Genomic DNA, 24578 nt, shown 5'->3' on the forward strand with positions numbered 1-24578 from the left:
CCATGGCGGATCTGCCCGCCCGCGTGCTGTTCGGTGCCGCGTACTACCACGAGTACACCCCCTCCTACGACGCCGGCCTGCGGCCCGACGAACGGCTGAAGACCGATCTCGACCTGATGGCCGACGCGCACTTCACCGTGATCCGAGTGGGGGAGTCGGTCTGGTCGACCTGGGAGCCCGAGAACGGCCGCTTCGACCTCGACTGGCTGCAGCCGGTCCTCGACGGCGCCCACGAACGCGGCATCTCCGTCATCCTCGGCACACCGACGTACGCGGTGCCGCCGTGGCTGGCCCGCCAGTACCCCGAGATCACGGGGGAGCGGCACACCGGTGGGCGCATCGGCTGGGGTGCTCGCCAGGAGGTCGACTTCACCCACCCGGCCTTCCGCTTCTTCGCCGAGCGGGTCATCCGCAGGATCGTCGCCCGCTACGCGGACCATCCGGCGGTCATCGGCTGGCAGGTGGACAACGAGCCGGGCCTGCACCTCTTCCACAACCACGGCGTCTTCCAGCGCTTCACGGACCACCTGCGGGAGAAGTACGGGGACGTCGAGGCCCTCAACCGGGAGTGGGGCCTGGTCTACTGGTCCCACCGCCTGTCCACCTGGGCCGACCTGTGGACTCCGGACGGCAACGAACAGCCGCAGTACGACGTCGCCTGGCGGGAGTTCCAGGCCCGTCAGGTCACGGAGTTCATCGGCTGGCAGGCGGACATCGTCCGTGAGTACGCCCTCCCCGGCCAGTTCGTCACCACCTGTATCTCCTACACCCGGCAGGGCGTCGCGGACGACGAGCTGTCCGCCCGGCTCGACATCGCCTCCGGCAACCCGTACTACGACATGCAGGACGGTCTGCTGCTGCCCGACCCCACGCCCGAAGAGCACGAGCAGGTCTGGAAGACCACCGGCGTCTGGTCGATGTACCAGACAGCGGACTGGATGTTCTCCTCCCGCCAGGAGCCCTTCCTGGTCACCGAGACCAACGCGAACTCCATCGGGTTCTGCTGGGACAACCGGCCCGGCTACGACGGGCAGTGGCGCCAGGCCGCCTGGGCGCACGTGGCGCGGGGTGCGCGGATGATCGAGTACTGGCAGTGGCAGACGCTGCGCTTCGGCGCCGAGACGTACTGGGGCGGAGTCCTGCCGCACACCGGTCAGCCCGGCCGGACGTACGCCGAGATCGCCCGGCTGGGCGCCGAGTTCGACCGGGCGGGCTCGCTGGTCGCGGACCTCGAACCGGATGCCGACATCACGGTTCTCTACTCCACGCCCAGCAAGTGGCTGATGCAGAAGTACCCGCCGCTGGCGACCGCCGCCGGCGAACCGGACCCGGCCGCCTATCACCGCATCCTCGACCCCTTCTACCGCGGCGCCTTCGACGCCGACCGCCAGGTCCGCATCGTCCACGCCCGCCAACTGCACGACCCGCGGGGCGAGAACGCGGGCCTCACCCCCGAGGAGGCCGTGCACCGCCACCCGGTCCTGGTGGTCCCGGCGCTCTACATCGCCCACGACGAGCTGCTCGACTGGCTCGCCGCCTACGCCCACGCGGGCGGCCACCTGGTCCTCGGCCCCCGCACGGGCTACGCCGACCACGAGGCCCGGGCCCGGCACGAGGCGGCGCCCGGACGCCTCACCGAGGCCGCTGGGGTGTCGTACGACGAGTTCAGCAACCTCACGCGTGCCGTCCCGGTGCGAGCGGCGGCCGGCAGCCCCCTGGAGGTGTCGGAGGAGGCGACGGCGACCCACTGGGTCGACGGCCTGACCGTCACCGACGCCGACGTCCTCGGCGAGTACGACCACCCGCACTTCGGACGCTGGCCCGCGCTCACCACCCGCCGTCACGGAGCCGGCCGCGTCACCCACGTCGGCACGGTCCCCGGTCGTGGCCTCGCCCGGGCGCTCGCCACCTGGCTCGTGCCGGAGACCCGCAGCGGCTGGCGCGACCTCCCCGCGTCCGTCACCGCCACCACCGGCACGGCCGCCGACGGCCGCCGCGTCCACGTCGTCCACAACTGGAGCTTCGAGCCCGCCCGGGCCGAAGCACCGGTGCAGTTGACCGACGTCCTGGACGGAGAGGCGCTCCAGGCCGGCACGTCCGTCCAACTCGGCGCGTGGGACGTGCGCGTCTTCGTCGCAGCAACCGATGAGAAGGAGGCACACCACCGATGAACCGAGCCGCACCGTGGTCGTCCCCGAAAGGGGCCACCAGAACAGCCAGGACGGTCAGAGCCCTGGGGACCTTCGCCGCGGCCTCCGCGCTGCTGGCGATACCCGCCGGGAGCGCGCAGGCGTACAACCCGACGGGCGGGACCCTCTACCAGCTCGGCAGCGAGCCGTGCCTGAAGGGCCGGGGCAACTGCGCGGTCTATCCGAAGTCGGCACAGCTGCCCGGCGGGCGCCTGGTCGCCTCGTTCGAGAAGTCCACCGTCGTGGCAGAGTCGGGAAGCGCCGACGGTCAGACCCTGCCCGTCTACAAGAGCGACGACCACGGGACGAGCTGGCAGCCGCTGTCCGAGGTCAAGGCACCCGCGTACCTGTCCAAGGACCCCAAGTACGCCAAGTACACGAGCAACTGGACGAACCCCTACCTCTACGTGCTTCCGCAGAACGTCGGAAAGCTCAAGTCGGGCACCCTGCTCCTGGCGAGCGTCGTGTCGGGCGACGACGCCTACTACACGGAGCACAAGGCGGCCGACCCCGGCTGGACACCGGACAACGACGGTGACCGCAGTGACCTGGCGATCGCCCTGTACTCCAGCACCGACCAGGGCAGGACCTGGAAGGTCCTCAACATCGTCGCGACGGGCGGCTGGCAGGGCGGCAGCGCGGGTGCCATCGGCCGGAACGTCGCCGACGCGAACAAGACCAAGCAGGTCGATCCCCTCTGGGAGCCGTACCTGATGGTCCACAAGGGCAAGCTGGTCTGCTACTACTCCGACGAGAACGACTACCTCGGCTTCGACCCCAAGACCGGCGTTCCGAAGCCCGACCCCGCGAACGGCACCGCCACCGACTCGCACGGCCAGATCCTCGCCCACCGCACGTGGGACGGCAGCGGCGCGCGGTGGAGCGACGCCGTCGTCGACGTCTCGGGATCGGTCCAGGACATGAGCGGCGGCAAGACGGAGATCGGCGGCGGCCGTCCCGGCATGACCAACGTCGTCCGCACGACCGACGGCAAGTGGATGCTCACGTTCGAGTACTGGGGCGGCGGGGCCAACACCAGATACGTGATCGCCGACGACCCGCTGAAATTCTTCCGCGGCACCCAGACCGGCATGTCCGTCGCCTCGCTGCCCGTCACCGCCGGTTCCCGTCCGCTCTCGGGCGGCGGCAGCCCGGTGATCATCCGGCTGCCCGACGGGCGCCTGGTCTACAACGCGGCGAACAGCGGCAACGTCTGGGTCAACGAGAGCGGACGCAGCGACGGCGTGTGGACGGAATACCAGACGACCTCACAGCCCGGCTACAGCCGCAACCTCCAGTACGTCGAGGGCACCGGCCGTATCGCGATCCTCAACAACCAGGGCACGTCCCAGATCGCCTACGCCGAGGTCGACCTCGGCGACTCGGAAGGCGCCTACTACCGACTGGTGAACCGCAGGACCGGCCAGGTGATCGGCACCGGCAACAGGACCAACGACGCGAACATCGGCAACGGGAACGTCCCCGACGTGGTCCTGGAGGACGCCGGCGCCGCGGCGAACCCGGACACCCAGTACTGGCACGTGGTGACCGAGCCGAAGGGCGGTACGACCCTGCTCAACAAGTCGGGGGGACGCGCGGCGGCCATCTGGACGGGCAGTGCCACGGCCGGGCAGCGGATCGGCCAGTGGGTCGACGACAGCCCCACAGGCAGCTGGAACCTCGTCAAGAACGCCGACGGTTCCTACAAGCTCCAGTCGGTCAAGAATGCCGGTCTGTATCTCACCGGCGCGACCGCGGGAGGGCCGCTGACCCTCCAGAGCGCGGCCAATGACGGTTCGCAGGACTGGCGGCTCGTCCGGGACACCCGGCGCGGCGGCTCGTGATGCCTGCCGGCCCGGGGGAATGACACGCTCGGACGCGGTGCCTCCGTCCCGTCGGGGGCACCGGGTCCCTGCTGTCGAGCGGGCGAGCGTGCGGGGTTCACCCCGCCGACGCCCGCAGGAACGAGGCGGCCCTCTCTCCGATCATGATGGCGGGAGCGTTCGTGTTCCCGGTGACGAGGGTCGGCATGATCGACGTGTCCGCCACGCGGACGTTCTCCAGCCCGTGCACACGAAGTTCGTGGTCGACGACCTTGCCCATCATGCAGGTGCCCGACGGGTGGTAGAAGGAGAACGACTGCGTGCGGATGAACTCGTCGATGTCCTGGTCGCCGTCCGACAGCGGGGCGAGTCCGGCGTCGGCGGCCGCGCGCAGATCGGCCTGGAGCAGGGACGTCAGCCGCTTTTCACGGGCGATGCCCATGCACAGCCGGACGCCCTCCCGCAGCCGTCGGCGGTCGTCGGGGTCGTCGAGGTAGTTGTGGAAGATGCGCGGCTTGGCGTAGGGGTGGGAATGCCGCAGCCGCACCGAGCCGCGGCTCGCCGGCCGTGCGACGTAAGGGCCGAACGACATTCCGGGCTCGAGCGGCGCGGCCAGACCCTCGTCGCGGACGATGCCCAGTGCGGCATGGACCTGGATGTCCGGGGCGGGCACGTCATCGCTGGAGCTGAAGAAGCCGCCGGTCTCGTTCCAGGCCATCGGGCCGGTGGCCTGCTCGCGCAGGAGCCGCTCTTCCCGGGAGGTGTCCGGTCCCAGGAGCGGCTCGGCGTCGCTGAAGAAGCTGATGAAGCACCCGGTGTGGTCCTGCATGTTCCTGCCGACATCAGGGAGGTCGTGCAGGGGTGTGATCCCTCCCGCGGAGAGTTCGTCGGCCGGTCCGACACCGGACTGGAGAAGCAGGTGGGGTGAGTTGTAGGCCCCGAGGGACAGCACGATCTCACGGTTGACATGGATCGTCCGGACGGTGCCGAGGTGGTCGACCTCCAGGCCGGCGGCCCGCGTGCCGTCGAAGCGGAGACGCAGAGCGGTCGTCGAGGGCAGGACGGTGAGGTTCGGACGGCCCGCGGCCGGCTCCAGGAACGCCACCGCGCTACTGCACCTCAGTCCGTTTCGCTGTGTGACCTGGTGGTAGCCCACGCCCTCCTGCTCGGATCCGTTGAAGTCCGGGTTGTGCCTGTACCCCGCGTCCTGCGCGGCCTCGACCCATGCCGTCAGAAGGGGATGGACGGAGGTGGGGTTGCTGACGGCGAGGGGCCCGCCGACGCCGTGGAAGTCGTCGGCGCCGCGCTCGTTGTCCTCGGACTTCTTGAAGAACGGCAGAACATCGTCATACCCCCAGCCCGGGTTGCCGAGCCGCTCCCATGTGTCGTAGTCGTAGCGGTGACCGCGGACGTACAGCATCGTGTTCATCGAGCTGGTGCCGCCGATCACCCGGCCGCGGGGCAGGTAGGCGCGGCGCCCGCCGAGCTGCGGCTCGGGGTCCGTCTCGAAGTCCCAGTCGAACGTCGTCTTGAGCTGCTGCGAGAACAGTGCGGGGATCTCGAAGAGGCGGCCCCGGGCCGGCGGTCCCGCCTCGATCAGCGCGACCGTGACATCAGGATCCTCGGACAGGCGGCCCGCCACCGCACAGCCGGACGAGCCGGCCCCGACGACGATGTAGTCATACGATTCCCTGTCCATTGCGCCTCCATGGAAGTCCGGTCGCCCTGATCGGCGGCGTGGTCCCTGGAGACGCTAGAGACGCCAGGCGTGCTCGGCCTATGCACGACGTGAGCAAATCAGGCGGCAGACATTACTCATTCCGTGCATGTGCTGCATCCAGGCCGCTGCTTAGGCTCTCTTGGAACCTCCGCCCACCCGAGCGCCTAAGGGGATCCCGACTCATGTCCGACCCGGTCCGTCAGAATTACACACCCCCGGAGCTTCGGCCCGATTCCCTTGTTTCAGTCGGCACCCCCGAAGAGATCAGCACCGATGTCCTGATCATCGGCTCCGGCATGGGCGGGTCCTCGCTGGCCTGGGCGCTGAAGGACTCCGGTCTCGACGTGCTCGTAGCGGAACGGGGCCGTTTCCTTCCCCGAGAACCCGAGAACTCGCAACCGGCCGAGATGTATATCAAGGGCCGGTACAAGAACGCCGGATATTGGTACGACGGCAGCACCGGCAAGCCGTTCGCGCCGGGTGTGTATTACTGGGTGGGCGGAAACACCCGTTTCTACGGTGCCATGCTGCCCCGTTTCCGGAGCAGTGACTTCACCGAGGTGGAACACCACGAAGGTGTCTCGCGTGCCTGGCCCTTCGGTTACGACGAACTGGAGCCCTTCTACACCGTCATGGAGCAGTTGCTCCAGGTGCACGGGCAGACCGGCGAGGACCCGACCGAGCCGCCGCGCTCCAAGCCCTACCCGTATCCGGCGCTTCAGCATGAACCGGAGATCGAGCGGTTCTCCCGGTCGCTGCGCGGGCAGGGCCTGCATCCGTTCCACACCCCGAACGCCTTGAACATCGCCACGCAGGCCGATCGCGCCGCTGTGACGGCCGCCGACGGCTGTCCGGACGAGACGGGCATGAAGTCCGACGCCGAGAACCGGATCCTGCTCCCCGCGCTGCGCGACGGCGTCAAGATCCTCACGGGTGCGGAGATCACCCGCCTGATCACCTCGACCGACGGCCGGAAGGTCGTCGCCGCCGAGGCACGGCACGCGGGGCGGATCATCCGTATCAACGCCAAGACCTTCGCCCTCGCCGGAGGGGCGGTCAACTCGGCCGCGCTGCTGCTCCGTTCGGCAGACGACTCCCACCCTGAGGGTCTCGCCAACTCGTCCGGACTGCTGGGCCGCAACTACATGGTCCACAACAGCACGTTCTTCGTCGGGGTCAACCCTCTGCGGACCAACCCCACGAAGTGGCAGAAGACGCTCGGTCTGAACGACTTCTACGAAGCCGGGCCAGGGACGCGCTTCCCGCTCGGGAACCTCCAGATGCTGGGCAAGCTGCAAGCCCCCATGCTCAAGCCGGCGCGTCCGTGGGCACCGGCATGGGCCCTGAAGCTCATGGCCGCCAGAAGCCTCGACATCTATCTGACGACCGAGGACCTCCCGTCCCGGGACAACCGGGTACGCGTGGACGGGGACCGCATCCTCATCGACTGGACGCCGACCAACCTCGCGCCCCACCACGAACTCGTGCGCCGGGTGACCCGGGCGGTCCGCAGGGCCGGCTATCCGCTGATCTTCACCCAGCGCATGGGTATCGAGACCAACTCCCACATGTGCGGAACGGCCGTGGCCGGTCACGATCCGAAGCAGAGCGTGCTCGATCCGCTGTGCCGCAGCCATGACGTCGAGAACCTCTGGCTGACCGACTCCTCGTTCTTCCCGTCCTCCGCGGCACTCAATCCGGCCCTGACGATCGGGGCCAACGCCCTGCGGATCGCCCCGGCCCTCGCCAGGGCGACGAAGGGCTGACGTCGTAACGGTCAGGTCCTCAGGTCAGGTCCGCCGCAGCGTCGGCTTGCGCAGCAGGTCGTGTCCGCGCACGGCCAGTTGCAGCCGCTGCTGGTTGCTGACCTGCGTGAGGTCGAGGCCGAGGATCTCGGAGAGTTTGTCGAGCCGGTGGTAGAGGGTGCGTCGCTGGATGAAGATTTCCTCCGCTGCCCGTGCCTTGTTGCCACCGCAGTCGAGGAACGTGCGCAGGGTGGGCAGCAGAGGGTTCTTCGCCAGTGCGTCGTGCTCCAGAAGCGGACCGAGTTCGTCCTCGACGTAACGTCTGAGCTCGGGACCTTCGGAGAGGGCGACGAGGAGGCGCAGAGCTCCCAGATCGTCGAAATGACGCACTTCCGTGGTCGAGGCCGCCGCGGCGACGGACGCCGCGCTGCGGCTCTGGCGCAGGGCCAGCGGAAGCACCGCCGGCTCCACGATGCGGCTGATGCCGCCCCGTACTCCGTGATCGGCCAGCAGGGTCTGCACATGGCCGGCGTCCGCGCGGGTGGGCAGGCCCACGACCGCCACGTCGAAGTCTCCGGTGTCGCCCACGACGGCGGGCCAGCCGGCCTCGTCCAGGAGACGGGCGAGGAGGTGGTCTTTGACGGGCTCCTCGTCCCCCGCCCATGCCGTGACCACGATCAGGTCCCGTCCGCGCAGGTCCTGGCCGAGCGCCAGACCGAGGGTCACGAACCGCTCTCCTGTGATGTCGCCGAGCAGAAGCCGGTTGAGCAGCGCCGTCTGGCGCTGGGACGCGCGGGCGCCGCTCTCCCGCTCGCTCAGCAGCGAGATCGCCACGGCCGCGGCGGCCCGCTCCAGCGTGCGTAGTTCGGGCGGGCTCGGCTGCTTTCCACCGTGCAGAAGGTGCAGCCACCCCCATGACTCACCCCGGAGGATCACGGGCTGGCGAGCGCATGGCGCGACCTCGCGGAACGACGCCGCCGAGGCGGTGGGAACGCCGGGGCCGTGTGCCGAGAGCGAGGGGTGACGTTCGTGAATCGCCCGGGAGTGCGCACTCCACTCGTCCACGACCCCGTCGGCCTCCGGCGTCGCGCCTCCGTACGCCAGCATCTGGTGGGCGACGTCTTCCAGCACCACGGGGTGCCCGGTGCGACGGGCCAGTTCCCTGACCACGCCGACGTAGTCCTCGTCCGCCAGCAGCAGATCCATGAACGCCTGGCTGGTGGCCTCTTCGGCGATGAGCTGCTTGACGCGCATCCCGACCAGGACCTCATGGACCTGGGCCGACGTCTCGACGAAGGGAATCTCGTCCGCGAGTCCCACCAGAGGGAGGCCGACCGCTGCCGCCTCCTCGATCACAGCATCCGGCATGGAGTCGAACATGCGGCCGGCCAGTTCGATGACGAGGACGGCCGCGTGGGCGTCCGCGAGTCGCCGGATGAAGGCACGCTGCTCGAGCTGCGTCGCGCCCATGCCGAGGCCGGCCGTCAGCAGCATCTCCTGACCTGTGAGAAAGCGATGGATGTCCGGGATCTCACCGGCGTGCACCCAGCGCACAGGGCGGTCCAGATTCCTCTCCCCGGCATACACACGCACGGTGGTGCGCGTGAACACCTCAAGCTCCAGGGCGGTGCGAACAGTCAGGACTTCAGCCATGATCCAAAACCTCGTTGTGTGCAGGATCCGCAGTCAATATTGCACACACTGTGCCTGTCGTCCCACCCCCCGCTTATCCAGACTTTCAGGTCAAGCCCGCAGGCACGACCCCGTGCAAGGAGTGCAGAGTGTCAGCACAACACAAGACCATCAAGGCTCCTGTCGCCGCGAAGACGTCGCGGACCAGCCGTCCGGAAATCGTCGAGACCGTCGCGGACGTGATCGCCGACGTACGAGCGGGCGGCGACGCCGCCGTACGCCGTTGGTCGCAGAAGTTCGACGACTGGAGCCCGGACTCCTATCGGCTCGGCCCCGACCAGATCGCCTCCGTCGTCTCCTCCGTCCCCGAGACGGTCCTCGACGACCTGCGGTTCGTCCAGCAGCAGGTCCGCGGATTCGCCCAGGCGCAGCGGGACTCCCTCACCGACTTCGAGGTGGAGACACTGCCCGGAGTTTTCCTGGGGCAGCGCAACATCCCCATCGGAGCGGCCGGCGCCTACGTGCCCGGCGGCCGCTATCCCCTCACCGCGTCGGCCCACATGACCGTCCTGACGGCCAAGGTCGCGGGTGTCGAACGGGTCGCCGCGACGACCCCGCCGGACCGCGGCGCTCCGCCGCCCGTCAGCATCGCCGCGATGCATCTGGCCGGAGCCGACGAGATCTACGTCATGGGCGGCGTCCAGGCCGTGGCCGCCCTGGCGCTGGGCACCGAGACGATCGACGCGGTCGACATGCTCGCCGGCCCCGGCAACGCCTACGTGGCGGAGGCCAAGCGGCAGCTCTTCGGCGAGGTCGGCATCGATCTCTTCGCCGGGCCGACGGAGGTGCTGATCGTTGCGGACGGCACCGCGGACCCGTTCGTGGTCGCGACGGACCTGCTGTCCCAGGCCGAGCACGGACCCGACTCCCCGACGGTGCTCATCACGACGTCCGAGGAGGTGGGCAGGCAGACCGTCTCCTGGGTGGACAAGCTGCTGCCGGACCTGCCCACCGGAGACGTCGCCGGGCCTGCCTGGCGCGACCACGGCGAGGTGATCCTGGTCCCCACCCTGGACGCCGCCTACGCACTCGCCGACGAGTACGCCAGCGAGCACGTCCAGATCCTCACCGCCGAGCCCCGCGAGGCCCTGCACCGGATGCGCAACTACGGTGCCCTGTTCCTCGGGGACAAGACGTGCGTCGCGTACGGCGACAAGGTCATCGGCACCAACCACGTGCTGCCCACCCTGGGAGCGGCCCGCTACACCGGCGGCCTCTGGGTCGGCAAGTACCTCAAGACCATGACCTACCAGGAGATCAGGGACTCCGGGTCCAGTGCCCGGCTCGGCGAGCTCTGTGGCAGGGCCTCGCGCATCGAGAACTTCGAGGGACACGCGCGCTCGGGAGACGTCCGCGCCGCGCGCTACGGATCGGCCCGGCCGGCCTGGATCGACCACACCTTCGACCAGAGCTGATCCGCGATGACCCCTCGCGACTTAGGCCGGACCGCGGACGCGGTACGGCAGCCGTTCGACAAGGAGCACGTCCCCCTCGACCCACGGAGATCGTCATGTCAGCTACGGACAACGAGGCGCACGCGGCGCCCACACCCACCCCCGTCGGCCCCTCGGGTGGGACCGCGACCCCTGTCTCATCGGCCGAGGACGCCGAACTGCTCGCCGCACTGGGCTATGAGCAGAAGTTCGACCGCAAGGTCAGCCTGTGGGGGAACTTCGCCCTGGGCTTCGTGTACCTCTCGCCCCTGGTGGGCGTCGTGGCCCTCTTCGCGGTCGGACTGGCGACCGCCGGCGGACCGTCCATCTTCTGGATCGGCATCGTCGGGGCCGGGCAGTTCCTGGTCGCGCTGGTCTTCGGGGAGGTCGTCTCGCAGTTCCCGCTCGCGGGCGGGCTCTACCAATGGGTCCGAAGGCTCTGGAACGGGCGCTATGCCTGGTTCAACGCGTGGACGTACATCTGTTGCATCACCATCGGCATCACCAGCACCGCACTCTTCAGCTCGGACTTCGTTGCCAGCCTCTTCGCCGGAACCGCCGACGCGCCCGGCATCAGCTCCACGCCCGCCCAGCGCCTGTGGATCGCGATCGGCGTCACCGCCGTCTGCCTGGTCTGCAACTGCTTCGGCACCAGGACCCTTGCGCTGATCTCGAAGATCGGACTTGCCGCAGAGCTGATCGGCATCGTTCTTGTGGGCTTCTACCTGCTGATCTTCGAACGGCACAACTCCGTCACGATCTTCTTCGAGACCAGCAGCTCCAACCACGACAGCTACGTCACGGCCTTCATCGCGGCCTCACTCGTCGGACTCTTCCTCTTCTACGGCTTCGAGGCGTGCGGCGAGATCGCGGAGGAGGTTCCCAACCCCTCCCGCAGCATCCCGCGAGCCATGCAGCTGACCGTGGCCGTCGGGGGAGTGGCCGCGCTTCTCGCGTTCGTCGGGTACGCCCTCGCGGCTCCGGACCTCGCCTCGATCCTCTCGGGCAAGGACACCAATCCGATCCCCTCGATCCTGCAGAACTCGCTCGGCATCGTGGGCACGAAGGCGGTGCTGGCGGTCATCATCACGTCCTTCATCGCGGGTGTGATGAGCCAGCAGGCCGCCGCGAGCCGGATCGTCTTCTCCTTCGCCCGCGACGACATGTTCCCGGGTTCCCGTGTCTTCTCGAAGATTTCCCGCAAGCACCGCGTCCCCATGAACGCGCTGCTGGCCGTGAACGTCGTCCCGCTGCTGATCTTCGTGTTCGTCTACTACTCGCCCGACTCCCTCACCAAGATCGTGGCGTTCCAGGTGCTGGCCGGATACGCGGCGTTCATGATGGTCGTACTGGCCGCGCTGCGGATGCGCCTGAAGGGCTGGCGCCCCGCCGGAGCCTGGACCCTCGGCCGCTGGGGATTCGTGGTCAACGTGGCGGCCCTGGTCTACGGCGTGCTCGGGATGGTCCTTCTCGCCTGGCCCACCGGCGACGCCGGAACCGCGCTCCTGGACCGGTGGATCGCACTCATCGGCTTCCTCGTCGTCTCGGCCGTGGGCCTGGTGTACCTGCTGACCGCGAAGCCGGAGCGCAAGTCCACCGCGCCGGAAGGCGACGCCATGGCGGTGGCCGAGCGCCTGCGCAGCCGCGCCGCGGCCCTGCCCCTTACGACCGGAGGGAACAACGCATGACCCGCGTCCTGTATCTGTACGGAGGCTGGCCGGGGCACAAGCCCTACCAGGTGGCCGAGGAATGGGCCCTCCCGATCTTCAAGAACCTCGGATTCGACGTCGACGAGACCAACGACATCTTCGCGCTCGACGCCGACCTCACCGGCTACGACCTCATCGCGCTCAACTGGAACAACGCCCTGCTGTCCGAGGGGCTGACCCCCGCCCAGGAGTCGAACCTGCTGCGTGCGGTGGAGAACGGCACCGGGATCGCCGCCTGGCACGGCGCGGCCGCAGCGTTCCGCACGAGCCTCAAGTACCACTGGCTCATCGGCGGCAGCTTCCTCGAACACCCCGCCGGCGAAGGCGTGAAGTACTCCTACCAGGTCACCGTCACGGACACCGGCCACCCGATCACCGCCGGAGTGCATGACTTCCGGGTCGCCTCCGAGCAGTACTACATGTCCGTCGACCCCAACAACCACGTCCTGGCCGAGACCGCCTTCACCGGCGAGCACCTGCCGTGGCTGGACGGAAAGACGATCCCTCAGGCATGGACCCGCACCTGGGACAGGGCCGCGTCTTCTACAGCGCGGTCGGACACGACCTCGACGACCTCCAGAACCCGGACGTCACCCGCCTGTGCACCCAGGGTTTCGCCTGGGCCGCCCGTCAGAACGCCTGATCCCACCGTCCGAACCGAGCTCATCGGGAGCACACCATGCCTGTCCTCACCGGAGGCCAGATCGTCGCGCGGACCCTGCGCAACTACGGGGTCGACGTCGTCGCCGGCATCCCCGGCCACGGCATCTGGTCACTGACCGACGCCTTCCTCGACGACGAGTCCAGGATCCCCTTCATCCAGACCTTCCACGAGCAGAGCGCCGTCCACCTCGCCGACGGCTACTACCGCGTCACCGGCCGCCCGCAGGCCGCTGTCACCTCCATCGGCGCCGGCGCGAGCAACACCGTCATCGGCATGGGCACCGCGTTCACGGACTCCACCAGTGTTCTCGTCGTCACGGGCGGCCCGCCGACCCATATGCGCGGGCACGGGCTGCTGCAGGAACTCGACCGCTACACGGCGAACGACTTCCCCAAGGTGGCCGAGGCCGTCAGCAAACGGCACTGGGTCGTCACCCGGGTCGAGGAGCTCCCCTTCGTCCTGCACCGCTGTTTCAACTCCATGCTGACCGGCCGCCCGGGCCCGGTGCACCTCGAAGTCCCCATGGATGTACAGGCCGAGGCAGCGAACGTGGACCTTCACGACCTGGAACGGCGCATCCCCGTCGGCCGCCAGCACCCCGACCCGGAAGCCGTGGACCGCGCGGTCGACGTGCTGCGTACGGCCACCCGGCCGGTCATCGTGGTCGGCGGCGGTGCGATCACGTCCGAGGCGTCCGACCAGGTCCTCGCGCTCGCCGAGCGGTGGCAGATCCCGGTCGTCACCACGTGGAACGGCAAGAGCGCCTTCCCCGAGGACCACGAGCTGTTCGCCGGCAGCGTCGGCCAGACCGGCACCATGACCGGCAACGCGATCGCGAGCGCCGCCGACGTCGTCATCTCCGTCGGCTGCCGCTTCACCGACTGGTCCGCCTCCAGCTACGCCAAGGGCGTCACCTTCTCCATCCCGCCCGCGAAGCTCATCCACATCGACATCGACCCGCACGAGATCGGCAAGAACTATCCGGCCGAAGTGGGCATCGTCGCGGACGCGCAGCGTGCCGTGGCCGCCATCGTCGACTCCCTCCCCTCCAAGGGCGTCGACCGGTCCGAGTACCTCGCCGAACTCGCCCAGCTGAAACAGGACTGGGAGGAGAAGCTCGCCGGACGCCGCGACAGCGACCGCTTCCCGTTCACCTCCCAGCGCCCGCTCGGCGCCCTGCGCTCCGTGCTCCCGCGCGACGCGATCATCGTCGCCGGCTCGGGCAACACGCAGGGAGCGGTGAAGCAGACCTTCCCGGTGTACTCACCGCGCACCCACCTGACCTCCGGTGGCTTTTCCTCGATGGGCTGGGCCGTCCCGGCCGCCGTCGGCGCCAAGCTCGCCCGGCCGGACAGCCCCGTGGTGTGCGTCCTCGGCGACGGTGACTTCCTCATGACCTCCCAGGAGATCGCCCTGAGCGTCACCGCCGACGCGCCGGTGATCTTCGTCGTGCAGAACAACGCGGGCTACATGTCGATCCGCGGCGGCCAGCGCAAGCAGACCTCGCGGCACATCGGCACGGAGTTCTCGCACCCCGACGGCTCGCCGTACAGCCCCGACTTCGCGGCCATGGGCCGGGCCTTCGGGATCGAGTCGTGGAAGGTCAGCGACGCCGCGTCCCTGGAACCGACCCTGCGCAAGGCCGTCCAGTCCGGAGCTCCTGCCCTGGTCGAGGTACCGACGGACCGCGACGCCGCGGGCCCCTGGGTACCCGGCTGGTGGGACTTCCCGATCCCGGCGTACATCACGGACGAGCGACAGGACGAGTACCACCGCACCCGGGCCTCCGAACAGCACCTCTGAGAAGACCCCGCGCCCGGTGACGCCGGCCGCCCGTGCAGCCGAGACCCGGCCGCACGGGCGATCGGCGCCGGCGGAGCCGAAGGGTCCGTCAAACGGTCTGGACGATGGTGCCGCCGTCTTCGAGCGCGGTGACCTCACCGGCGGCCGCGGTGGTGTCCGTGACCAGGGTGTGCAGGAGGGCGGCGGGGCCGACGTAGGCGTAGGCGGTGTGGCCGAGTTTGCTGCCGTCGGCTGCGGCGATGACGCGGCGGGCGGAGGCGATGCCCGCCTTCTTCACCGCGGCGTCGTCGAGGTCGTAGGCGGTCAGGCCGTCGGCCGCGGTCAGCCCGCAGCAGCCGATGACGGCTGTGTCGAAGCGCAGGGCGGCCAGGGAGGCGAGGGTGAGGGGGCCGGTGAGGGCTCCCTCCGCGGCGCGGGGCTGTCCGCCGGGCACGACCAGGGTGGCCGGGCCGGGTGTCTCGCCGAGCAGGTGGACGGCCTGCAGGGACAGCGGCATCACGGTGACGGGCCGCTCGCGAAGGAGGCGGGCGACCTCCAGGCAGGTGGTGCCGCTGTCCAGCAGGACGCTCTCGCCGTCGGCGATGAGCGCGGAGATCGCGGCGGCGATCCGGCGTTTGGCGTCGACACCCTCGTGGGCGCGCAGCGCGAAGGGAGGCTCCTCACCCCGGAGCAGCAGGGTGCGTGCCCCTCCGCGGACACGTTCGAGGACGCCCTGGGCGGCGAGGGTGTCGAGGTCGCGCCGGATGGTCATCTCCGAGGCGCCGGTCAGTTCCGCGAGTTCCTGGACCGTGGCGCCTCCGGAGTCCCTGACGGCCTTCGCGATCAGCCCGTGCCGGTCTGTGTTGCTCATGCCGTGATTGAACACTACCGAGAAATGAACAATCAATCTGTTCGTTGAGGCCAGTTTCAAACACTTCAAACGTTCGTTACGCTGAACGGTATGGAACGTTCCCTGCGGGCCGCCCGCGTGGCGACCTATGTCTACTTCGTCCTGTACGGCACCTTGCTGGGCACCTGGGTGGTGCACATCCCGGCGATCGAGGAACGCGTGGGCATCGGCCACGCCGCGCTCGGCGGCCTGCTGGTGGTGCTCGGGCTCGGAGCCTTCATAGGCATGCAGGTGGCAGGTCCCCTGACCGACCGCCTCGGCACCCGCGTCGTGGTACCCGCCGGCGGCGTACTCTGCGGCGCCACTCTGGTGCTGCCCGGTGTCGCCGACGATCCGTGGACCCTGGCCGGCGCGCTGCTGGTCTTCGGGCTCTGCAACGGCTGCCTGGATGTGAGCATGAACGCCCACGCCGTGCACGTCGAGAAGGCGTACGGCCGGCCCGTCATGTCCGGCTTCCACGCCACGTTCTCCGTCGGCGGTGTCCTCGCCGCGCTCGCCGGAGCGGGCGCGGCGAGCGCCGGCCTGAACCCGGCGGCTGCCATGGCCGCCATGGGTGCCGTGGGCGTAGTGATCGCCCTGGCCTCGGCGCGTGCCCTGCTGCCTGCCGCTCCCGCCGTCGAGGGTCCGGGCTCCGCGGAGGAGACCGGGACTTCACCGGCCGCGGAGCCCGGCGGCACCACGGGCCGGGTCTGGCTGCTGGCCGTCCTGGCGCTGATGGCCATGCTGTGCGAAGGCGCCGCCCACGACTGGAGCGTCCTGCACATGAAGGACGTCCTGGGCGCGCCCGCCGGCACGGCGGCCTTCGCGTACGGCACCTTCGCCGCGACCATGACCATCGGCCGGCTGCTGGCCGACCGCTTCGTCACCCGGTTCGGTTCCCTGGCGATCCTGCGCCACGGCGCGGCCACGGCCGCCGTGGGCATCACACTCGTGGCCCTCGGCCCTTGGATGTGGGCCGCGTTCACCGGCTGGGCACTGTTCGGCCTGGGCCTGTCCGGCTGCGTCCCGCAGCTGTTCAGCGCGGCCGGGCACGCCGACCCCTCCGCCGCCGGTGCCAACGTCTCCCGCGTCGCCGGACTCGGCTACGTCGGCATGCTCGCCGGCCCCGCAGTGATCGGCTGGCTGACCCAACTCGTCGCCCTCAACCACGCCTTCGTCCTGTTGACCCTGCTGTGCGTGGCCACCGCCGTGGGCGCCCGCGTCCTGCGCACGGAGTCCGACCGTGCCCGCCGCCGCGAGATGGCTGCCGGCCTCCACTGACCGCTTGTGCGGCACGGTCCCTGACAACCGTGCCGCACAAGCCTTCCTCTCCCCGGTCACCATGGCCGGGGGCCCTCAGCCGACCGAAGGAGCCCTCGATGTCCGAGTCCCCCGCACACCCCGCCCGCGGCCGGGTCGGTGTCATGCTGCCCCGCGATCTCCCCGTCCACGACGTGCTGCCCTTCGCCCGACGGGCCGAGGAGCTCGGGTTCGACCAGGTCTGGGTGGTGGAGGACCTCGGCTGGCGCGGCGGTGTCGCCCAGGCCGCCACCGTCCTGGCCTCCACCACGAACCTCACCGTCGGGATCGGCATCATGCCCGCCGGCGCCCGCAACGTGGGCTTCGCCGCGATGGAACTGGCCACCCTCGCCCAGCTCCACCCCGGCCGGCTCATCGCGGGCATCGGCCACGGCATGCCCGGCTGGATGCGCCAGGCAGGATCCTGGCCCGCCAGCCCCCTGACGCTGATCAAGGAGTACGCGAGCGCGCTGCGCCTGCTCATCGCCGGTGAGCCCGGCCCGGAGAACGGCCGGTACGTACGCTGCGAGGGCGTCGTCCTCACCGAGATCCCGGACACCGTGCCCCCGGTCGTGCTGGGTGTCCGCGGCCCCAAGTCGCAGGCAGCCGCGGGCGAGGTCGCCGACGGACTCCTCCTGGCCGAGCCCGCCGCCCCCGCTTACATCACCGCCTCCTTGCGTAATCTGGGCGCCGCCGCCTCCGCGCACCCTCGGGAGGTCGTCGTCTACGACGCGGCCGCCGTCGACGACGACGAGGAAGCCGCCCTCGCCCGCGTTCGCGCCGCCCTGGAGTCGGTCGGCGAACCGGAGTGGGCCGCGCACATCGCCCCCCTGCCCTTCGCCGGCGAACTGCGCGCGCACCGCGACGCCAGCGCCGACGCCCGGCAGTTCGCCCGGACGATGCCCGCCGACTGGGTCCGTCAGCTGAGCATCGCCGGCACCCCCGTCCAAGCCCGCGCGGCGATCGACGCCCGCCACGCGGCGGGCGCGACCAGCGTCGTCCTCGCCCCGGCGGGCCCCGGCGCCCTGGCCGCACTCGACTCACTCGCCCGCGCCCTGCCCCACCGGCCCTGAACCGAACACCCCCGAGACCCCCAGGGAACCGCCCCTCATGTCCACCGACCGCCGCCGCATCGTGCTCTTCGACCTCTTCGGGGTCATCGCCCGTCACCAACGCCCAGGCGCTCTGGAGAAGATGGCAGCCCACTGCCACACCTCCCTCGACGCCTTCACCACGGCCTACTGGACCCACCGCCCGCCCTACGACGCGGGTCGGCACACGGCGTCCGCGTACTGGACAGACGTACTGCACGCGCTGTCCCGCCCCGCCGACGCCGACACTGTCGAAGAGCTGCGGCTCACCGACATCGACAGCTGGTCCCGCGTCGACGAGCGCATGGTCACCTACGTGCGGAACCTGCGAGACCGCGCCAAGGTCGCCCTGCTGTCCAACATCCCCGCGGACCACGCGGACGTCTTCCTCGCCGCCCAGTCCTGGCTGCACGACCTCGACCACGTCGCCTTCTCCGGCAAGATCCAGGCGGCCAAGCCCGACCCGGCCGCCTTCCAGCACTGCGTCACCGCCCTGCACGCCGCACCCGCCGACTTCCTCTTCGTCGACGATCGCGAGGAGAACGTCCGCGCGGCGCGAGCCGTCGGCATGGACGGGCACATCTTCAGCGGCCAGGAAGAACTCGCGGGCGTCATCGACGCGTGGCTGCCGGCCAACGGATACTCGCCGGATTCGACGACTCCGCCGGGCAGCAGCCACCGGTAGTCCTCGCGACAGGCCCGGGGGCGGACGCCACTGTCGCACCGACGGCCGGATCTCGTCACCGCAACGGCATTCGGCCAACACTCCACCCCTTTCCGTCCTTCGGACAACCGCGCTACCGGTCCGTTCCTCTCACAGCGCGGGCGGAGCACATCGCCTCTCACAGGACAGCCCCGGCCCGGACCTCGCGGACGCGCCGTGCCGCCTGCTTCCTTCTCACAGCACCGGAGGACGAGGGAACCATGACCAGAAGACGCACCGCTCGGCTGCGGCGTACGCTGCTCGCCGGCACCACGGCCATCGCCGTGACGGCCGTCACGGCCGGCATCGTGGCCGCGGCGCAGGAGCCTGCGAAGGCCGCGACGGGCCCCGAGCTGGGCCTCGTCGCGGCGACCACTTCGGTGACGCTCACCACCTGGAAGGAGGAGCCGGGTGTGTACTTGGACCTCGGCACCTACCTCGTCGCAGAGGGGAAGCCGCTGGAGCTCAAGGTGACCCGGAAGTCCTACAAGGACCCGGTGACTGTCACCCAGACCGTGTACGAGGGCGGCAAGGCCAAGGCGAAGAAGCTGCCCACGGGCACCGTGAAGGACTTCTCCGGGCTGCCCGGCTTCTCAGAGATCACCCTCACCGACAAAGCCGGCAAGAAGGTCCTCACCCGCAGCGAGAGTTTCTGCCCGAACAACGCCAGCGGCCGGGTGCGGCCCGACGCGCCCTCCACCTCCAAGTATCCGGAGAGCTGCTCCACCAACCCCTTCACTCTCGGCTCGGTGTGGGGTGTGGAGAAGGGCTGGGCGGCCAACACCTACGCGGGCTCCTACACCGATCCGGTCCAGCTGCCGGCCGGTACGTACACGGCCAAGGTCGGTGTCGCCAAGAAGTACCGCGACCTGTTCGGCATCGCCGACAAACCGGCCACGGTCAAGGTGACCGTGGTGGAACGAAGCGACGAGGACGAAGAGAGCACCACCGGGGCGGCGCCCCGCTCCGCGAAGGCCGGCGAGCACGCCGGGCACGGTGCCGGTCATCAGGCGCCGACCGCGCACGCCGGTCACGGGCCCGGGCACGCCCCGGCCCCCGCCGAGGCCGCCGCGCCGGTGACGAGCGGTGCGGGCCCCTCGTACAACGTGGGTCACGGTCCGCTGAAGGCCGCGCCGCCTGCCCTGCCGTGGGCGCTGAAGAAGAAGCAGTCCGCACTGTCCCAGCAGGCCCGGGACAGCGGTGGCCAGACCGACGGATCGCGTCAGGCGCCCGCTCTCGAACCGCTGTCGAAGCGGCCCGCCGGCAAGGCCTCCGTCCCGGACGTCCCCAAGCCGGATCTGCGCTCTCTGCCGGCCTACGGCATCACCATCGGCGACGGCGACAAGGACGTCCCGGGCAAGGACTACCTGGCGTTCAGCGCCAACGTCTGGAACGCCGGTCCGGCACAGCTCGTGGTGGACGGGTTCCGCTCGCCCGGCAAGGCCAAGATGGACGCCTTCCAGTACTTCTACGACGCCAAGGGCAAGCAGGTCGGCTACACCCCCACCGGCACCATGGAGTGGGACCCGCGCCCGGGGCACGTGCACTGGCACTTCACCGACTTCGCCAGCTACCGGCTGCTGAAGGCCGACAAGAAGGAGGCCGTGCGCAGCGGCAAGGAAGCGTTCTGCCTGGCCAACACCGACGCGATCGACTACACGGTGAAGAACGCCAACTGGCACCCGTTCAACACCGATCTTGCCACCGCCTGCGGTGAGGAGAACTCGATCTCCGTCCGCGAGGTGCTGGACGTCGGCTCCGGTGACACGTACACCCAGGACCTGCCGGGCCAGTCCTTCGACATCACCGGTGTGCCCAACGGCACCTACTACATCCAGGTGCTGGCCAACCCCGAGAAGCGGCTGAAGGAAACCAACCTCGACAACAACAGTGCCCTGCGGAAGATCGTGCTCGGCGGCAAGCCGGGTCAGCGGACGGTCACCGTGCCGGCGCACGACCTGGTGAACGCCAACTGACCCCGCCGTGCGACTGAGGCCGTGTTCCCGCCCGAGATCAGGGCGGGGACACGGCCCCGCGCGCCTACTGGGCCATCTCGTACGTGCCGGACAGCGCCTCGACCCGCTGCCAGACCCGCTCCGTGCGTGCCTCGTCGACGACCGGCCGCCGGACCGAGGCCAGCGCCCACCCCTGCTGCCGCTCGGTCGCCGAGTCCTTGCCGTGCAGTTCGACGGCGTGCCCGGAGAAGTCCCGTACGAGGACGGCGAAGAGTTCGTCGAGTACGTCCTCGTCGAGTCCGGTCAGGCCGGCCTGCTCCAGGACGAGCTGCCCGTGCACGACGAGAGCGAAGAGCTGGCCGATCGAGAGGACGAGGTCGAGGTCGCGGCTCTGCTCCGCGTCGGGGGCGGCCGCGGCGACGAACTCGCAGAGCGCGTCGGCCTGTTCGCGAAGGCGGGCGACGTTGGGCAGATGCGCGTACGCCTCGAAGGCCGGGCGCCAGTCGTGGAAGCGCACCGAGCCCAGGCCCCGGGCCGGTCCCTGCCGGAACAGGAAGTCGTCGTCGGCCGCGTCGAGACGGGTCGGCACGCTCGGGTACTCGGCCGGGTCGAGGAGATGGTTGCGCATGAACTTCAGGATCAGCGCCAGGTTGACGTGGACCGTGCCCTCCAGCTTCGGCAGGCTGCGAATCTCCACGGCCGCCTGGCTGAAGTAGTTGTCCTTCTCAAAGCCCTTGGCGGCGATGACGTCCCACATCAGGTCGATGACCTTCTCGCCCTCCGTGGTCACCTTCATCTTCGTCATCGGGTTGAAGAGCAGGTAGCGGCGGTCGTCCGGGCCGGCGGAGCGGAAGTAGTCGACGGCGCGGTCGCTGAACAGCTTCATGCCGACGAGCCTGACGTACGCGTCGGTCAGCTCGCGCCGCACGTGCGGGAAGGCGGTGACGGGGCGGCCGTAGAGGACGCGGTTGCTCGCGTGGGTGACGGCCTCGTACATCGCGTGCTCGCAGATGCCGATCGAGGCGGTGCACAGGTTGAACTTGCCGACGTTGACCGTGTTGAGGGCGGCGTCGAAGGCCGCACGGCCGGTGTGCAGGACGTCATCGGGCGCTACGGGATAGTCCTCCAAGCGGAACTCGCTGACGAACTTGGACGAGTCGACGACGTTCTTGACCAGGTTGTAGGCCGGATGACGGCTGTCGGCGGCGAAGAACACATAGCCGTCGGGGCCCTCGACGTCGCTGCGGCGGCCGAAGACGGAGACGAGTCCGGCGGCGTTGCCGTTGCCGATGTAGTACTTGGAGCCGGTGGCGCGGAAGCCGCCGTCGCCGTCGGGCTCGAGCAGCATGTCGGTGGAGTAGATGTCGGCGCCGTGGGCCTTCTCGGACAGGCCGAACGCGAACACCTCTCCCTGCGCGAGGAGTTCGGCGGCGCGGGCGCGGGCGGCGGTGTTGTCGCTCTGCCAGACCGGTCCGAGGCCGAGGATGGTGACCTGCCAGGCGTACCAGTAGTCCAGACCGTAGAAGCCGAGGATCTCGTTGAGCGCGGCGATACGGGCGGTGTCCCACCGCTTGTCCGGCTCCCCCTCCCCTGCGGTGGACGACGGCGTCAGGAAGGTGGCGAACAGGCTCTCCTTCGCGGCGAACGCGAGGAAGTCACCGAGCCACGCGCGGCTCCGGTAGTCCTCGATCAACTGCCGCTTACCGCGCTCCTCGAACCAGTCGACGGTGGCACGCAGCAAGCGGCGTGTCTCGGGGTCGAAGTGCGCGGGGTCGTAGGTGCGCGGGTTGAAGAGCAGTTGGTCAGCCATGGTGAGGACCCCTTTTCGGCTGGTGGACGGATGGGAATCGAGAGGTGTGGCGGCCAAAGAGGAGGAGGGGTTGTGGCCGGTGCGGTGGCGCGGTCAGTGGCCGGGGCCGAACCGGGCCAGCGTGGCGAGTACGTCGTCCAGCCAGCCGATCATCATCCGCTCGTACGCGATGCCGCCGCGCAGTACGACGTGCTGGAGTTCCCGCTCCGCGTCGAGCGGCGCTTCCAGAACGGCCGCTCCCGCCTCGGCACCCGTGAAGTCCCGCTCCTCGCCTGCCAGATAGTGCGCGAGCCGGTCCCGGTGCGCATTCCGGTGCCGCTCCACCTCACGGATCAGGGCAGCGGGGTCGTCGAAGGCGGCGCCCCGGATCTTCACCGCCAGGTCGTGGCGGACGCTCTCCGGCTCGATCGGATCGTGCAGCCACGAGGACAGCGCGGCCCGGCCGAGGTCGGCGACGGAGTACTCCTTCTTGTCCGGCCGTCCTTGCTGCGGGACGTCCCGGGCCTCGACCCAGCCGTCGTTCTCCATGCGCTTCAGTACGCGATAGATCTGCTGGTGGGTCGCGGTCCAGAAGTAGCCGATGGACCGTTCGAAACGCCGGGCCAGCTCATAGCCGGATCCCGGCTTCTCCAAGAGCGACACCAGGATCGCGTGTTCGAGCGCCATGACGACGATCGTGCTATGCAACTCGTTGCATAGCAAGTCTCACCCATGCCGATGCGACGTGGCTCACGCCCGCACGTCCTCCCTGCCTCAGGCGAGCGGGCCGTTCGATCAAGGGAGGTGCGGGGAGCGGCGGACGGTCAGGACCGCGAAGTCGTCGTGGCGGTTGTCGTGGTCGGTGAAGGCGCGGGCGTCTTCGAACAGAGCCCGGGGCAGCGTGGTGGGGGAGACCCCCAGGTGGCTCGTCAGCCGCTCCTCGACCGGGTAGAACGTGCCGTCGGGCGCGCGGGTCTCGGTGAGTCCGTCCGTGCCCAGCAGCAGCGTCGAACCGGCCGGGAAGTCGAACCAGTGCACGGTCGTGGGCTCGGCGGCAAGCCCGGCGAGACCGAGCGGCACACCGGAGTCCAGCGGCGGTGTGGTCACTTCGGCGTCATGCATCAACCAGGGCGGAACATGCCCGCAGTTGACGAGCTGCGCCTCGGGACCGTCGTCGACCCCGATGATGAGCGCCGTGACGAACCGTTCGTCGTCGCCGGTCTGTTCGGCGTAGAAGTTGTGGCGGACGACCGCGGTGTCCAGGGCGTCGACGAGAGCCGTGAGCGTGGGCTCGCGGTGCGCCGCCTCGCGGAAGGCACCGATCACGGCGAACGCCGCCCCCACGGCGGCCAGCCCCTTGCCCTGCACGTCCCCGATCAGCACCCGGGTCCCCCAGGGGCAGGCCACGACGTCGTAGATGTCGCCGCCGACCAGACGATCCTCCTGCACGGGCTCGTAGACACCGTTGACCAGAACGTCGTCGGTCACCAGGGGGAGCGGACGCAGGATGTGCCGCTGCATGGCCGCGGCGGTGGAGCGGAGGCGGAGCATCTCGTCCTCGCGCCTGATGCGCCGCCGGCAGGCGTAGACCGAGGTCGTCCCCAGCGCGAGGGTGAACAGCACCAGCAGCGTCCGGTCGAGCCATCCGCCCCCTTCGTCGTGGCGGAGCAGCACGGTGAGGGTGACGACGAGCGTGGCCCACGCGGAGACGAACCGCGTCTGCCGGACCGTGCACAGGGCCGACGCCGTGCCCGGCAGGAAGACCAGCAGCCCGAGAAGCCACACCGGGGACCGGGACAGGGCGCCGAGGAGTTCGACCAGGACCGTCACCGCCAGCACGCTGACGACCAGCTCGGCGTTCCCCGGTGGCTGGATGGCCTGTGGGGCGTGAGCAGGCCTTCTCCGCCGGGCGCGGAGGAGGTGGGTACCGGTCATGGGGACTCCCGGGCAGGGGGTGCTCTCTCCGTTCTACAGGCCGTGGGGCACACCGGCCTTTCGTGCCGGCCGGTGCCGGGGACGCCGGTCTGCGGGTCGCCGGGCGGCGCCAGGGTGCGGCAGGTCCCTTCGACAGACGTACGAATCCGGCCGGGAGACT

General features: G+C 69.8%; 17 protein-coding genes. 11 read left to right on the top strand and 6 right to left on the bottom strand.

Going from position 1 to position 24578, the window contains the following annotated elements; translation table 11 throughout:
• Window positions 1-2 precede the first annotated feature (2 nt).
• Together ACQEV8_RS39425 and ACQEV8_RS39430 are read left to right on the top strand one after the other, a co-directional pair.
• Entirely contained in the window at window positions 3-2171 is a 2169-nt protein-coding gene (locus tag ACQEV8_RS39425; RefSeq protein ID WP_432970773.1) for a beta-galactosidase, read from the top strand.
• Window positions 2168-4033, top strand: coding sequence for an RICIN domain-containing protein (locus ACQEV8_RS39430; RefSeq protein ID WP_432970776.1), 1866 nt, complete (start codon window positions 2168-2170; stop codon window positions 4031-4033). The genes ACQEV8_RS39425 and ACQEV8_RS39430 overlap by 4 nt, the downstream gene beginning before the upstream one ends.
• 97 nt (window positions 4034-4130) lie before the next feature.
• Here the strand turns inward: ACQEV8_RS39430 and ACQEV8_RS39435 are convergent, their stop codons facing one another.
• Window positions 4131-5711: a GMC family oxidoreductase gene (locus ACQEV8_RS39435; protein WP_432970779.1), complete on the bottom strand. Its 1581-nt coding sequence runs from the start codon at window positions 5709-5711 to the stop codon at window positions 4131-4133.
• A 203-nt stretch (window positions 5712-5914) separates the two neighbouring features.
• Here ACQEV8_RS39435 and ACQEV8_RS39440 point away from each other — a divergent pair, with 203 nt between their 5' ends.
• Entirely contained in the window at window positions 5915-7498 is a 1584-nt protein-coding gene (locus tag ACQEV8_RS39440; RefSeq protein WP_432970782.1) for a GMC oxidoreductase, read from the top strand.
• A gap of 24 nt (window positions 7499-7522) precedes the next feature.
• Here ACQEV8_RS39440 and ACQEV8_RS39445 read toward each other — a convergent pair whose 3' ends face one another.
• Complete coding sequence (locus tag ACQEV8_RS39445) at window positions 7523-9130, bottom strand: PucR family transcriptional regulator (RefSeq protein ID WP_432970785.1); 1608 nt, start codon at window positions 9128-9130, stop codon at window positions 7523-7525.
• A 128-nt stretch (window positions 9131-9258) separates the two neighbouring features.
• On the opposite strand from ACQEV8_RS39445, the gene hisD reads away from it, so the two are divergent.
• The 4 genes from hisD to ACQEV8_RS39465 all read left to right on the top strand — a co-directional run bounded on the left by hisD (window position 9259) and on the right by ACQEV8_RS39465 (window position 14778).
• On the top strand, window positions 9259-10584 hold the full coding sequence (gene hisD / locus ACQEV8_RS39450) for a histidinol dehydrogenase (protein ID WP_432970788.1): 1326 nt from the start codon (window positions 9259-9261) through the stop codon (window positions 10582-10584).
• Between the two features lie 95 nt (window positions 10585-10679).
• Window positions 10680-12290 (top strand): APC family permease, encoded by a 1611-nt coding sequence (locus ACQEV8_RS39455; RefSeq protein WP_432970791.1) that lies wholly within the window; start codon window positions 10680-10682, stop codon window positions 12288-12290.
• On the top strand, window positions 12287-13090 hold the full coding sequence (locus ACQEV8_RS39460) for a ThuA domain-containing protein (protein ID WP_432970794.1): 804 nt from the start codon (window positions 12287-12289) through the stop codon (window positions 13088-13090). The genes ACQEV8_RS39455 and ACQEV8_RS39460 overlap by 4 nt, the downstream gene beginning before the upstream one ends.
• Window positions 12991-14778, top strand: coding sequence for a thiamine pyrophosphate-binding protein (locus tag ACQEV8_RS39465; protein ID WP_432970797.1), 1788 nt, complete (start codon window positions 12991-12993; stop codon window positions 14776-14778). The genes ACQEV8_RS39460 and ACQEV8_RS39465 overlap by 100 nt, the downstream gene beginning before the upstream one ends.
• A gap of 88 nt (window positions 14779-14866) precedes the next feature.
• On the opposite strand, the gene ACQEV8_RS39470 is transcribed toward ACQEV8_RS39465, so the two are convergent.
• Window positions 14867-15628, bottom strand: coding sequence for a DeoR/GlpR family DNA-binding transcription regulator (locus ACQEV8_RS39470; protein WP_432970800.1), 762 nt, complete (start codon window positions 15626-15628; stop codon window positions 14867-14869).
• A 90-nt stretch (window positions 15629-15718) separates the two neighbouring features.
• Here ACQEV8_RS39470 and ACQEV8_RS39475 point away from each other — a divergent pair, with 90 nt between their 5' ends.
• The 4 genes from ACQEV8_RS39475 (at window position 15719) to ACQEV8_RS39490 (ending at window position 20715) form a co-directional block, all read left to right on the top strand.
• Window positions 15719-16927 carry an MFS transporter gene (locus tag ACQEV8_RS39475; protein ID WP_432970803.1) on the top strand — a complete coding sequence of 403 codons (1209 nt, stop codon included), beginning with the start codon at window positions 15719-15721 and terminating at the stop codon, window positions 16925-16927.
• Between the two features lie 98 nt (window positions 16928-17025).
• Window positions 17026-18018, top strand: a complete 993-nt coding sequence (locus ACQEV8_RS39480; protein WP_432970806.1) for an LLM class flavin-dependent oxidoreductase — start codon at window positions 17026-17028, stop codon at window positions 18016-18018.
• Window positions 18019-18055: 37 nt separating this feature from the next.
• Window positions 18056-18721, top strand: a complete 666-nt coding sequence (locus ACQEV8_RS39485; protein ID WP_432970809.1) for an HAD family hydrolase — start codon at window positions 18056-18058, stop codon at window positions 18719-18721.
• Window positions 18722-18960: 239 nt separating this feature from the next.
• Window positions 18961-20715, top strand: coding sequence for a lysyl oxidase family protein (locus tag ACQEV8_RS39490; RefSeq protein WP_432970812.1), 1755 nt, complete (start codon window positions 18961-18963; stop codon window positions 20713-20715).
• Window positions 20716-20779: 64 nt separating this feature from the next.
• Here ACQEV8_RS39490 and ACQEV8_RS39495 read toward each other — a convergent pair whose 3' ends face one another.
• From ACQEV8_RS39495 to ACQEV8_RS39505, 3 genes are all read right to left on the bottom strand, one after another.
• Entirely contained in the window at window positions 20780-22504 is a 1725-nt protein-coding gene (locus tag ACQEV8_RS39495) for an acyl-CoA dehydrogenase family protein (protein ID WP_432970815.1), read from the bottom strand.
• 93 nt (window positions 22505-22597) lie between these two features.
• Window positions 22598-23170 carry a PadR family transcriptional regulator gene (locus ACQEV8_RS39500; RefSeq protein WP_432970818.1) on the bottom strand — a complete coding sequence of 191 codons (573 nt, stop codon included), beginning with the start codon at window positions 23168-23170 and terminating at the stop codon, window positions 22598-22600.
• A 108-nt stretch (window positions 23171-23278) separates the two neighbouring features.
• Window positions 23279-24418, bottom strand: coding sequence for a PP2C family protein-serine/threonine phosphatase (locus ACQEV8_RS39505; protein WP_432970821.1), 1140 nt, complete (start codon window positions 24416-24418; stop codon window positions 23279-23281).
• Between the last annotated feature and the right edge of the window lie 160 nt (window positions 24419-24578).

This window comes from Streptomyces sp. CA-179760 (assembly GCF_050937045.1).
In the GTDB taxonomy this organism is placed as follows: Bacteria; Actinomycetota; Actinomycetes; order Streptomycetales; family Streptomycetaceae; genus Streptomyces.

Coding starts and splice junctions, on each gene's coding strand:
- ACQEV8_RS39425 (WP_432970773.1), top strand. CDS start 3: ATGGCGGATCTGCCCGCCCGCGTGCTGTTCGGTGCCGCGTACTACCAC.
- ACQEV8_RS39430 (WP_432970776.1), top strand. CDS start 2,168: ATGAACCGAGCCGCACCGTGGTCGTCCCCGAAAGGGGCCACCAGAACA.
- ACQEV8_RS39435 (WP_432970779.1), bottom strand. CDS start 5,711: ATGGACAGGGAATCGTATGACTACATCGTCGTCGGGGCCGGCTCGTCC.
- ACQEV8_RS39440 (WP_432970782.1), top strand. CDS start 5,915: ATGTCCGACCCGGTCCGTCAGAATTACACACCCCCGGAGCTTCGGCCC.
- ACQEV8_RS39445 (WP_432970785.1), bottom strand. CDS start 9,130: ATGGCTGAAGTCCTGACTGTTCGCACCGCCCTGGAGCTTGAGGTGTTC.
- ACQEV8_RS39455 (WP_432970791.1), top strand. CDS start 10,680: ATGTCAGCTACGGACAACGAGGCGCACGCGGCGCCCACACCCACCCCC.
- ACQEV8_RS39460 (WP_432970794.1), top strand. CDS start 12,287: ATGACCCGCGTCCTGTATCTGTACGGAGGCTGGCCGGGGCACAAGCCC.
- ACQEV8_RS39465 (WP_432970797.1), top strand. CDS start 12,991: ATGCCTGTCCTCACCGGAGGCCAGATCGTCGCGCGGACCCTGCGCAAC.
- ACQEV8_RS39470 (WP_432970800.1), bottom strand. CDS start 15,628: ATGAGCAACACAGACCGGCACGGGCTGATCGCGAAGGCCGTCAGGGAC.
- ACQEV8_RS39475 (WP_432970803.1), top strand. CDS start 15,719: ATGGAACGTTCCCTGCGGGCCGCCCGCGTGGCGACCTATGTCTACTTC.
- ACQEV8_RS39480 (WP_432970806.1), top strand. CDS start 17,026: ATGTCCGAGTCCCCCGCACACCCCGCCCGCGGCCGGGTCGGTGTCATG.
- ACQEV8_RS39485 (WP_432970809.1), top strand. CDS start 18,056: ATGTCCACCGACCGCCGCCGCATCGTGCTCTTCGACCTCTTCGGGGTC.
- ACQEV8_RS39490 (WP_432970812.1), top strand. CDS start 18,961: ATGACCAGAAGACGCACCGCTCGGCTGCGGCGTACGCTGCTCGCCGGC.
- ACQEV8_RS39495 (WP_432970815.1), bottom strand. CDS start 22,504: ATGGCTGACCAACTGCTCTTCAACCCGCGCACCTACGACCCCGCGCAC.
- ACQEV8_RS39500 (WP_432970818.1), bottom strand. CDS start 23,170: ATGGCGCTCGAACACGCGATCCTGGTGTCGCTCTTGGAGAAGCCGGGA.
- ACQEV8_RS39505 (WP_432970821.1), bottom strand. CDS start 24,418: ATGACCGGTACCCACCTCCTCCGCGCCCGGCGGAGAAGGCCTGCTCAC.